General features: G+C 65.6%; 13 protein-coding genes. 6 read left to right on the top strand and 7 right to left on the bottom strand.

Annotated elements, in window-relative coordinates; translation table 11 throughout:
• Positions 1 to 201: 201 nt before the first annotated feature.
• Positions 202 to 861, bottom strand: a complete 660-nt coding sequence (locus tag ACFFN1_RS14105; RefSeq protein WP_376841480.1) for a TetR/AcrR family transcriptional regulator — start codon at positions 859 to 861, stop codon at positions 202 to 204.
• A 49-nt stretch (positions 862 to 910) separates the two neighbouring features.
• Here ACFFN1_RS14105 and ACFFN1_RS14100 point away from each other — a divergent pair, with 49 nt between their 5' ends.
• The 3 genes from ACFFN1_RS14100 to ACFFN1_RS14090 are packed head-to-tail and all read left to right on the top strand — an operon-like array spanning position 911 to position 2,340.
• The gene (locus ACFFN1_RS14100) at positions 911 to 1,606 is read left to right on the top strand and encodes a DUF998 domain-containing protein (RefSeq protein WP_376841479.1); all 696 of its coding nucleotides are present in this window, start codon (positions 911 to 913) and stop codon (positions 1,604 to 1,606) included.
• Positions 1,603 to 1,866, top strand: coding sequence for a DUF1905 domain-containing protein (locus ACFFN1_RS14095; RefSeq protein WP_376841478.1), 264 nt, complete (start codon positions 1,603 to 1,605; stop codon positions 1,864 to 1,866). The genes ACFFN1_RS14100 and ACFFN1_RS14095 overlap by 4 nt, the downstream gene beginning before the upstream one ends.
• A gap of 12 nt (positions 1,867 to 1,878) precedes the next feature.
• Positions 1,879 to 2,340, top strand: a complete 462-nt coding sequence (locus ACFFN1_RS14090; RefSeq protein ID WP_376841476.1) for a P-loop nucleotide/nucleoside kinase family protein — start codon at positions 1,879 to 1,881, stop codon at positions 2,338 to 2,340.
• Here the strand turns inward: ACFFN1_RS14090 and ACFFN1_RS14085 are convergent.
• The 4 genes from ACFFN1_RS14085 to ACFFN1_RS14070 are packed head-to-tail and all read right to left on the bottom strand — an operon-like array spanning position 2,330 to position 4,872.
• Positions 2,330 to 2,917 carry a sensor domain-containing protein gene (locus ACFFN1_RS14085; RefSeq protein ID WP_376841474.1) on the bottom strand — a complete coding sequence of 196 codons (588 nt, stop codon included), beginning with the start codon at positions 2,915 to 2,917 and terminating at the stop codon, positions 2,330 to 2,332. The two genes, ACFFN1_RS14090 and ACFFN1_RS14085, sit on opposite strands and share 11 nt — an antisense overlap.
• Before the next feature lie 52 nt (positions 2,918 to 2,969).
• A complete protein-coding gene (locus ACFFN1_RS14080) occupies positions 2,970 to 3,767 on the bottom strand; it encodes an ABC transporter permease (RefSeq protein ID WP_376841473.1) in 798 nt (265 codons plus the stop codon).
• Entirely contained in the window at positions 3,764 to 4,510 is a 747-nt protein-coding gene (locus ACFFN1_RS14075) for an ABC transporter ATP-binding protein (RefSeq protein WP_070638026.1), read from the bottom strand. The genes ACFFN1_RS14080 and ACFFN1_RS14075 overlap by 4 nt, the downstream gene beginning before the upstream one ends.
• Positions 4,507 to 4,872: a hypothetical protein gene (locus ACFFN1_RS14070; protein WP_376841472.1), complete on the bottom strand. Its 366-nt coding sequence runs from the start codon at positions 4,870 to 4,872 to the stop codon at positions 4,507 to 4,509. The genes ACFFN1_RS14075 and ACFFN1_RS14070 overlap by 4 nt, the downstream gene beginning before the upstream one ends.
• A gap of 76 nt (positions 4,873 to 4,948) precedes the next feature.
• Here ACFFN1_RS14070 and ACFFN1_RS14065 point away from each other — a divergent pair, with 76 nt between their 5' ends.
• Positions 4,949 to 5,521: a helix-turn-helix domain-containing protein gene (locus ACFFN1_RS14065; protein WP_376841471.1), complete on the top strand. Its 573-nt coding sequence runs from the start codon at positions 4,949 to 4,951 to the stop codon at positions 5,519 to 5,521.
• A 24-nt stretch (positions 5,522 to 5,545) separates the two neighbouring features.
• A complete protein-coding gene (locus ACFFN1_RS14060) occupies positions 5,546 to 6,748 on the top strand; it encodes an MFS transporter (protein WP_376841469.1) in 1,203 nt (400 codons plus the stop codon).
• 82 nt (positions 6,749 to 6,830) lie between these two features.
• Here the strand turns inward: ACFFN1_RS14060 and def are convergent, their stop codons facing one another.
• Both def and ACFFN1_RS14050 read right to left on the bottom strand, forming a co-directional pair.
• Positions 6,831 to 7,391, bottom strand: coding sequence for a peptide deformylase (gene def / locus ACFFN1_RS14055; RefSeq protein ID WP_376841468.1), 561 nt, complete (start codon positions 7,389 to 7,391; stop codon positions 6,831 to 6,833).
• A 60-nt stretch (positions 7,392 to 7,451) separates the two neighbouring features.
• Complete coding sequence (locus ACFFN1_RS14050) at positions 7,452 to 8,060, bottom strand: helix-turn-helix domain-containing protein (RefSeq protein ID WP_376841466.1); 609 nt, start codon at positions 8,058 to 8,060, stop codon at positions 7,452 to 7,454.
• 82 nt (positions 8,061 to 8,142) lie between these two features.
• On the opposite strand from ACFFN1_RS14050, the gene ACFFN1_RS14045 reads away from it, so the two are divergent.
• Positions 8,143 to 8,952, top strand: a complete 810-nt coding sequence (locus ACFFN1_RS14045) for a DUF3626 domain-containing protein (RefSeq protein ID WP_376841464.1) — start codon at positions 8,143 to 8,145, stop codon at positions 8,950 to 8,952.
• The last annotated feature ends 210 nt before the right edge of the window (positions 8,953 to 9,162 follow it).

The following is a 9,162-nucleotide window of genomic DNA, read 5'->3' as shown; positions in this document are numbered from 1 at the left end:
GCCCGGTTGGGTCGATTGACACCAATCGAGTACGAAGCAATCATAGAGTCACCTGCCCTCGCAGCGTGACAATCAAACTGTCACCAATCCCTGCATCAGTCCCGACAATGTCGGAGTAGTCGGCGATCGTGTTCGGACTCGCTTGGCGGCAAACGACAACCTCTCAAGCTCAAGCGCCCGAAGCGGGTGGACTGGGCCTGGCTACTTTCCCGTCGCACTATACGCATCGAGGAACGCTTGGACGGCGGTGACCACGAAGAGTTCCCGCTCGTTGTCGGACGGCAATTCGCTGGGGATGAACAGTGCCCGGTCCTGGGCGGGGGCAAGCACGAGGTAGGCGAAGTGCGCAGCCGCGACCCGAAGGTCACGCACAGCGAGAAGTCCCGCGTCGGCGTACGGTTCGAGGCTGCCCCTGATAACGTCGATGCCCCCGGCCGGCGCTTGCTCGTAGTATCGCCGGGCGAGATCGGGGAACTGCTCGGTCTCGGCGATGATGAGTCGACGCAGCGACAACACTTGCGTGCTCAGGACTGCATCGAGATACACGCGCGCCACGGTGCACAGCCGGGCCTCGAGTTCGTCGCGCGTCGTCGCGGGTGTGTCGCCGAACGCGGCCGTCAGCGCGGAGATCACCGCTTGGGCATTGGCGGTAACCCCTTCGATGATCTCCCGGAACAGGCGTTCCTTGTCGGTGAACTGCTTGTAGACGGTCTGCTTCGACACGCCCGCCTGTGAGGCCAGCTCGTCCATGCTCGTGCCGCGGAACCCGTTTCGCAAGAATAGCTCCGTAGCGGTGCTCAGGATCGCCTGGCGCTTCTCGGCGGTGCGCCCCGGGCCGTGTTCTTCTCTCACTCCGCTCATGTCAGAATGGTACTGGACAGTCTAGTTCTGTGTCATCTATCATGATGACATGTCACGAGATCCGTCCGTCTTCGATCGCAGTGCCGCGGTCACTCGGAGCCTTCTCGGTTGGGGCGTCGTCGCCGGTCCGTTCTACGTCGTGGTGGGCCTCGTCCTCGGGCTCACTAGGCCCGGCTTCGACTTCACCCGGCACGCGCTGAGTCTGCTGGCGCTCGGAGAGCACGGATGGATGCAGCGCGTCAACCTGGTCCTCACGGGGCTCATGGTCCTCGCCGCTGCCTACGGCATCCTTCGCGCGCTCCGTTCCGGCCGTGGACTCGCGATCGGTGTCCTGACCGGTGCCTACGGGCTGTGCCTCGTTCTCAGCGCGGTGTTCCTCCCGGACCCGTCGGCAGGGTTCCCGCCGGGGCAGGCGGGCGACCAGGGCACGACCGCCGGTATCCTCCATCTGCTGTTCGGTGGTATCGGTTTCGTCTGTCTCGCAGCGGCCGCGTTCGCCTATGCGAGATGGGCTTCGGCACGCGGCGAGACGCGCCAGTCGCGACTCGGCCTCTGGTGCGCGATCGTCGTCCTCGGAGGCTTCATCGGCGGGGCGGCCCTGGCACGGGCACCCATCGGGGTCCTGCTGTTGTGGGTGTGCGTGCTCGCCGGCTGGCTCTGGCTCGCCCTGGCCTCCGCACGCCTGTATGCGCTGGTCCCGCATCCCGTGATCGCCGAGCGAGACGAATCTCAGGGGGCGTCATGACTGTCTTCCGAACCGTTCTTGAAGCCACGGGCGGCAACAACGTCGGCATCGTCGTCCCGGAGGACGTCGTGCTCGCCTTCGGGCGCGGCAAGCGTGTCCCCGTTCGCGTGACGATCGACGGGGAGTACACGTACAGCACCACAGTGGGAGTGATGCGAGGGCGCTACCTCGTCTCGTTCAACGCCGAAACACGCAAGCGAACGGGACGCGGAGCTGGCGACGAGGTCGAGGTGGAACTGGCCTTCGACCCGAAACGATAGGAGGGCGTGCTCATGAGCAGGGTCATCTTCATGTGCGGCCCGGCCGGTTCGGGGAAGTCGACCGTGGCCCGCCAGCTCGAAGAGGGCGGCATGGCGCGGCTGTCCTTCGACCAGGAGGCATGGCATCGCGGCATCCGGTCGATGCCATTGCCGACAGATCTCCATCGGCAGATCGAGGCCGAGCTCCGCACCCGCTTGACCGCGCTCGTCGCCACGGGCACGGATGTCGTCCTGGACTTCTCGTTCTGGTCGCGGCGGGAACGCGAGAAGTGGCGCAGCCTGGTCAGGCCGCTCGGCGTGGAGCCAGAGACGATCTACCTCGCCACACCGCGCGAGGTCGCGCTGGAGAGAGTGGGCGCCCGCCGGACCGACGAAGCAGACGCATATCAGCTCGACCCCGATCTCGCGGCCGCCTACTTCGACAACTTCGAACCGCCGACCCCGGACGAGGGCCCGCTGACCGTCATCTCGTGACCGGCAGCGCGCTCAGCGTCAGCCGTCCGTGGGCGGTAGCGAGGACGGTCGCGAGCAGCCAGAGGATGATGCCGAGCACGAGCTGGATGCCGCCGAGTCCCGCCGCGGTGCTCCAGCTGGTCACCGGTTCGCCCAGGAATTGGACATGGTCGGCGTGCGTGGGCGTCCACCACAGCGCGCCGGCGAGGATCGTGACGAGGACGATGCCGACACCGCCGAGGGCCAGCAGGCCGAGGAGGATGCCGAAGACTGCCTGCATGACAAGCCAGCCCAGTTCCCGCCGGGTCCTGGGATCTTGGACCTGATGACGAAGTACGCCCCAGCCACTTCCTTCGCGGGGCGAGTGCTGCTCGGGGGCCGCTCGTCCCAGCAGCCGTGCGGCGGCACTCTGATGCCATGTGGCCCAGGCGTGCAGTGCGCGTAGCGCGGCGGGGAGGAGCACGAGGCCGATGCCGAGCAGGCACAGCAGCGCGCAGAGCAGCAGCACCGGCAGGAACACGAGGCTGACCAGCCCGGTGAACAGGTTCAGCAGGGCGTAGGCGCTTCGGCGGCCGAGGCCCGCGATCTGTCTGTTCATTCGATGATTCTCCGTTCGTTCGAGATGAGAGGTGTCGGGCGTTCGGCCGTGCTCAGGCGATGTCTCGCCGTAGCGGGAGGACGAAGGCGATAGCTGCGGCGACGGCCGCATACACGAAGAGCACGAGCGCGCCGACCCACGGGCTGAGGATGCTCGGCCCAGACAAGTGCAGCTGGGCGCTCATGGCGTCGGTGAGGAAGGTGAAACCGACCAGGCTCGCTGTCGCCCCGCCGGGCAGCAGCGGGTAGGCGGTGTTGATGCCGGGGATGAGCATGATCATCGGCTCGATGAGGTAGAACCAGCCCAGCACGATCCCGGCAGCGAGCAGGAGGTTGCGGGTGATGGCTCCGACCGCGACGCCGATGGCCGTGTAAGCGACGGCGGCGAGGGCGACACCGGCGAGATTGCGGGCGAGATCGGCCGGTGCGAGTCCGAGCGGCATCCCGCTGATGCCGGCATGGAGCAGCAGCACGGCTCCCGTCGACGCCGCCAGGAGGATGCCGTAGCCGAGACCGGCGAATGCGTAGACGAGCAGTTTCGCGACGAGAACTGTTCCGCGTCGGGGGGCGGTGATGAAGGTGGTGACGATGGTCCGGTGCTGATACTCGCCCGCGACGGCGAAGACGCCCAGCAGAGCGGGCAGGAACAGCGTCAGCCCGGTGATCCCGAGCACGATCTGCACCCCTTCTGGCGTGTCCAGGCCCGGCATGGGAGGAGTGGCGTTCTCCGGCCCCACGATCGAGATCACCGCGGGGAAGAAGGCACCGGCCGCCAGCGCAATCACGGCCGCCCATGCGGGGATCCTGGTTCCGAACAGCCGGCGCAGCTCGCCGGTGATCACGCGTTTCATCGGCGCACCTCTCCTTCGCCTCCGGTTCGGCTCCCGGTCGATGTCAGCGTCAGGAAGACATCTTCGAGAGAGCGCTGCCCGCCGTCGGTCAGATCGCCGAGTGAGCCGCGCCTGATGGTTCGTCCCCGGTCGATCAGGATGACGTCGTCGACGATCTGCTCGACCTCGGACAGGACGTGACTGGCCAGCAGCACGGCCCCGCCCCGATCCGCGAAATCCCGCAAGAACCCGCGCAGCCACGCGATTCCCGCGGGGTCGAGCCCGTTGGCCGGTTCATCGAGAATTAGGATGCTTGGGTCCCCGAGCAGCGCGGTGGCCACCGACAGGCGCTGCCGCATACCGAGGGAGAACGTTCTGACGCGCCGCCGAGCGAACGCGTCGGTCCCCAGGAGTGCCGAGACGGTCTCCACGCGCTCGTCGTCATGCCCGCCGAGGGCCGCGTGGACTCGGAGGTGCTGCCGGGCCGTCAGTGAGGGCTGCAGGCCGCCACCGTCGATGACAGCACCCACCCGGGCGGTCGGGTCCGGCAAGTCCACATACCGGCTGCCGCCGATGACCGCCGTGCCCTCGTCCGGACGGATGAGTCCCAGCAACATGCGAAGCGTCGTGCTCTTCCCGGCACCGTTCGGCCCCAACAGGCCCGTGACCCGGCCATGGGTCACAGTGAGCGAGATTCCCTCCACGGCAGACACCGAGCCGAAGCGCTTCGTGAGCCGATCCGCCTCGACGGCAACGCCGTTCACGCCCTGGCTCCTACGGCCAGGAGAGCCGCCACCTCGTGCGCGTCGGGCGCGCTCACCAACACCTCGGAGAACCCCTCAGCGCCGCCGGGAGCGCACGACAGTCTCAGCGTCGGCATGCCTCGGCGCATCGCAAGCAGACGACGGGTCCCGTCGAGGCCCACCCAGATGCCGACCTTGAGCATCCCGGACACGACCACCCCTCCGTGACGCAACCCCAGACCCCTGGTCACCCATTCGTCGGAGGCCGTGACCGCGAAAAGCGCCGACCTCTGGACGGTCAGCGCAGGACGGCGTGTCGCCATCGCCTCCCATCCGCTCATCCGGATGGTGACGTGCTGCGCCTGGACGTCGATCGTGGCCATGTTGCCTCCCTCGTTCTCGCCCTCTAGTGTTCTCTATATTGCCACTATTCGCAAGTTTGCGACTGATAGGAGTTGGATGAGTGGCGAGTTGAACTCATTCGAAGCGCTGTTCCATCCGGTACGACTGCGCATCTTGCAGGCAGTGGCCTCTCGAAGAGTCACAGTCTCAGAACTGGCGGCTCTCGTCGAAGGAGTCGCCGTCACGACGGTGTACCGACATGTGAATACGCTCATCGCCAGCGGCGTGCTCACGGTCATACCAAAGCGCTCTCGCCACGGTTCACCCCAACGCGAACTCGCTCTCTCGGAGGACGGCGCGCGTCCTCCTGACATCAACACGATCCATCCTTCGCCCACTCACGAGAGCCAGTGGGCGTTCGTGGTGTTCCTTACGCGTTTAGCCTCCGAGTTCGACCGCCTTATCGAATCCACGAAGGGGTCCGTTACACCGGACTTCGGTTACAGCCAGACCTTGCTGTACGTCACCGATGAGGACCTTCGGCACATTCGGGAATACCTCCGTGAGCTTCTGAGACCTCACCTTCGACCGCGAACCGGGCGAGAGGCACGAACGACTCTGGGAATGGTGCTGATACCGGACGATGGGCCGGCGAGCCGCATGGAAGCGCCCGATGCTGCAACACACTGACGAGTCACGAGTACCGAGCACTCCATGGGCATCGACATGACGAACGGCTATCCGAAAAGCCTGCAAGCCTGGCTCGCCGCATCCTTCGGGCTAGAACTCGGGTTGGCGGTTCTCGCGTTCGCGATGACGTGGACGGCGTCGGCCTATGGCCATGACACTGCATCCGCGGTGCTCACGCTGACCGTGGCTCCGGCCGTGGTGCTCGGGCTGCTGGGCGGATTGCTCGCCGATCGAGTCGGACCGCGCAGAACGATGATCGTCAGCAGCCTGGGGTTGGTCGCCATTTCCGTGATCCTGGCGGGCGTGGTGTGGGGTGCCGGAACGTCTCCTGCGTTGCTGTTCGTCATCGCGGCATCGATGGGAACCGCGTCCGCTTTCTTCCGCCCAGCCTCTGCCGTGTTCGCGCGGCTGTTCGTCGCTGACCGCGAGCTGGGCACGGCGATGGCTCGCGTGGGAATGGCAGGTCAGCTGGCGCGCACCATAGGCCCGCCGCTCGGCGGAGTCCTGATCGGCATGCTGACGCTTGCCGGAGTGGCCTGGATCGGGGCTGCGGGTGCAGCGGTCATGCTGTGGGTTCTTCTGTTGATCCGCGTCCCCCGTCGGGTTCAGCCGTCAGATGTTCGACTCGGTGTCCGCGGCATTCTCGAGGCGATGAGCGCCGTGCGATCGAGAAAGGACGTTCCGGCGCTTCTCGCGTCGGTGGCGATCATTGCGGGTGCGGTCATCCCCGTTGTCGCCCTCGGTATCCCCCTCGCCGCGCGGGAGCGAGGATGGTCAGCGAGCGAGGCGGGTCTGATCGAGGCCGGGTGGATCGCAGGCGGGCTCGTCTGCACGGCGTGGTTCGGTTGGAAGGGAACGCTGACCAACGCCTGGAAGCCCATGTTCGTCGGCCCGATCATCATCGCCCTCGGGCTCGGCTTGCTCGCGATCGCACCGAGGTGGGAGGTCGCGGTGTCGTCCACGGTTTTCGTCGGCACGGGCGTCGTCCTGTTCACTGCTCACGCGTTCCCGACATACCTGCTCCTGGCACCGGCCACTATGTTGTCGCGGTTTCAGAGTCTGCTGCTGTTTGTACAGCAAGCTCCGCAGCTCGTCGTGGCACCGCTGGTCGGATTCGCCGGGGAGGCTTTCGGCATGGGGGCCGTCATCGGGGCGTTCGGTGCGCTCGCGCTCCCAGCATCGCTTCTCGTGGTCTCGAATCGACGTCTGCGGGACTTCCGGCTGTAAAGACTGCCGGGCAGAGAGAACGATTTGCCTTCGTGAACCCATTTCGACCGGCCGCGTCGCGCGGTGGGAGCGAGTCGGTGACTTACGCGGGCCAGTTGCTGGGATACTGCTTGACGACCTTCTTGTGCTGGCGGTGGATGTCGCGGCGCTCAGCCGGCGTGAGATGGTCTTCCATCACGATGCCGTTGATGTGGTCGGTCTCGTGCTGCAAGCACCGTGCGAGGGTTCCGGTTCCGGCGACCTTGATGGGCTCACCGAACTGGTTATAGCCGTGGCATACGGCAAAACCGGGGCGAGAGACCGGCAGATATGCGCCGGGAAGCGAGAGGCACCCCTCTCCAAGGATTTCTTCTTCCGGCTCTGCGGCGAGCGCGATCGTGGGGTTGCAGACGAGGCCCCGGCGCTCGCGTCCAAAGGCGTCGTGGCATTCGTAGACGAACACGGCAAGGTCCACGCCGATCTGCGGTGCAGCCAGGCCGGCACCGTCCGCGGCGGTGTTCGTGGCGAACATGTCGCAGAGCAGGTTCCACAGATCGGGGCCGAAGTCTGTGACCCGCCTGGCCGGCCGATGTAGCACATCGTCTTCGCCCCACCGGACGATCGGGCGGGCCGAGCCCAGAGACATGAGCTGTTCCAGAGGCATATCGAGTGGCTCCTCTTCATCTCGGGTAGTCGCCATTCTCATGGCGGCATTCGTGGTGCGTCAGTCGTCCTGGCTTGTACTTTCCGGGATAAGGAGCGTCGCCAGGCTGACTCTATGTTCGTCAAGACCGCCGCGCGAGCGGAGATAGGGCTCGAGAATGGCCCTGAGCTGCTCCTGGACGTCGCCGAGATCGTCTTCAGTCAGGTGCAGGATGGTCTGCCCGTAACCGAACAACGGCATCGCCGCTTCATCGTCGCGTGCGATGAAGCGGTCAAACTCGGCCGCCTGATGAGCAAGGAACACGGTGAACGCCTGCCGATGCTGCTCCTCGGACATCTGCGCGGCGTCCTCGGCGTTCATCTGTGCCGCATCTTCCACGAGCGCGAGCGTGCGCTCCACCGCCCCACGCACCCGTCGTTCGGACACGATCATCAACACCCCGGCATCCAGGAGGGTGTTGACATGCCGATAGACAGTTGCAGCAGCGACATCATCGAAGAGTCCGGCAAGCTCCGCGGTGGTCATGGTCCGTCCTGTCATCGCTTGCAGAATCCGCAACCTCAGCGGGTGCAGGATCAGTTCGAGCGTCGACGCTTGGGCCGCCATGCGACGGACAGATGAGCCAGACTGGCCGGCTACGGGGTCACGAGTTTCGCGGTTTGCCATCATGTTCCCACGGTTCGCAGACTAGCGATTAGTTGCATAGTCGATAATATTAGGCGAGTCGACCCAATCGAAGCAAGGAAGATGCATGACCACGCCCGACGCGGATCCTGGCAGCGCCCCGGGCGGTCTCGCCCGACGAGTGGCCCGCGTGACGCTGCAGTTCCATCCCGACTGGCCGTATCGCGACGGTCTGGTCATCGAGTCGATGGTGCACGACGGCAGATATCGGTCCCAGTTCGAGACCGGTACGAGCAACGGTGGGTTGACCGCGCATCCGGGTGGTGATCGATTCCGGTGGGAGAGCCGGCTCTTCGTAGGGCGATACGACAGCCTCCCCGCTCACACGCGACCGGTCTACGGTGCCTGGAACCGGAGGGGAGACCTCTATGGCGGTTCACCGAGGTTCGGGTCCGCATATTTCCGCCTCACGCCAGAAGCGGCAGCCTGGTCGACCTTCTGCTTCCCCGACAGCGTCCACGAACCCACCGAAGTGGGCGGGGAGGCCGAACTGCCACGGCTCGTGCAACTCGCCGACCAGGGAGGCCAGGACTATCTCGATGACTACATCGAAGCCCACGTCCACAGGCCCGTGTTCTTCGCCACGCATGTCGAGGCGCTCGTACTCGACCCCTGCCATCGCGACGGAGCCGTTCACGAGTACGCAGAGCAGCTCGGCTGCCCTATCGAGTTCCATCACGGATTCCGCGTCGACACCGCTTGGTTGGACCGAGACTACCGAGGCGAGGAGCCAGTACGGCTCGCCCAGAGCCTGGCGCGCATGTTGACGCCCGATCGCCTTGCCGAGGCCGCACGCAGCGGCAAACAGGATCCGCAGACCGTGAAGTACGCATGGCACCTGCTCGCACGCTTCGGACGAAAAGGCAGTAAGCCTTAAGCGAGTTGGTTCAGGGTCGGCCCAGCGTGCGCCGTAGCAGATCAAGACGAAGGTACCGGGCAAACACCATCACATCTACACGCTCTCCCCATCCCGTTACATTTATTGGGCTCTACTGACTGATCCGTGGGTCTTCAGCGGCCGGGCAGGAGGGGGCGGTGGCCTCCGAGTGTGAGCATGGCGAGGCCGATCAGGGGCTCGGGTGAGCGG

It is taken from the genome of Brevibacterium otitidis (assembly GCF_042429315.1).
GTDB lineage: Bacteria > Actinomycetota > Actinomycetes > Actinomycetales > Brevibacteriaceae > Brevibacterium > Brevibacterium otitidis.
Note: the sequence above shows the minus strand (reverse complement) of the source record. Positions and strands in the feature narration are given on the sequence as shown.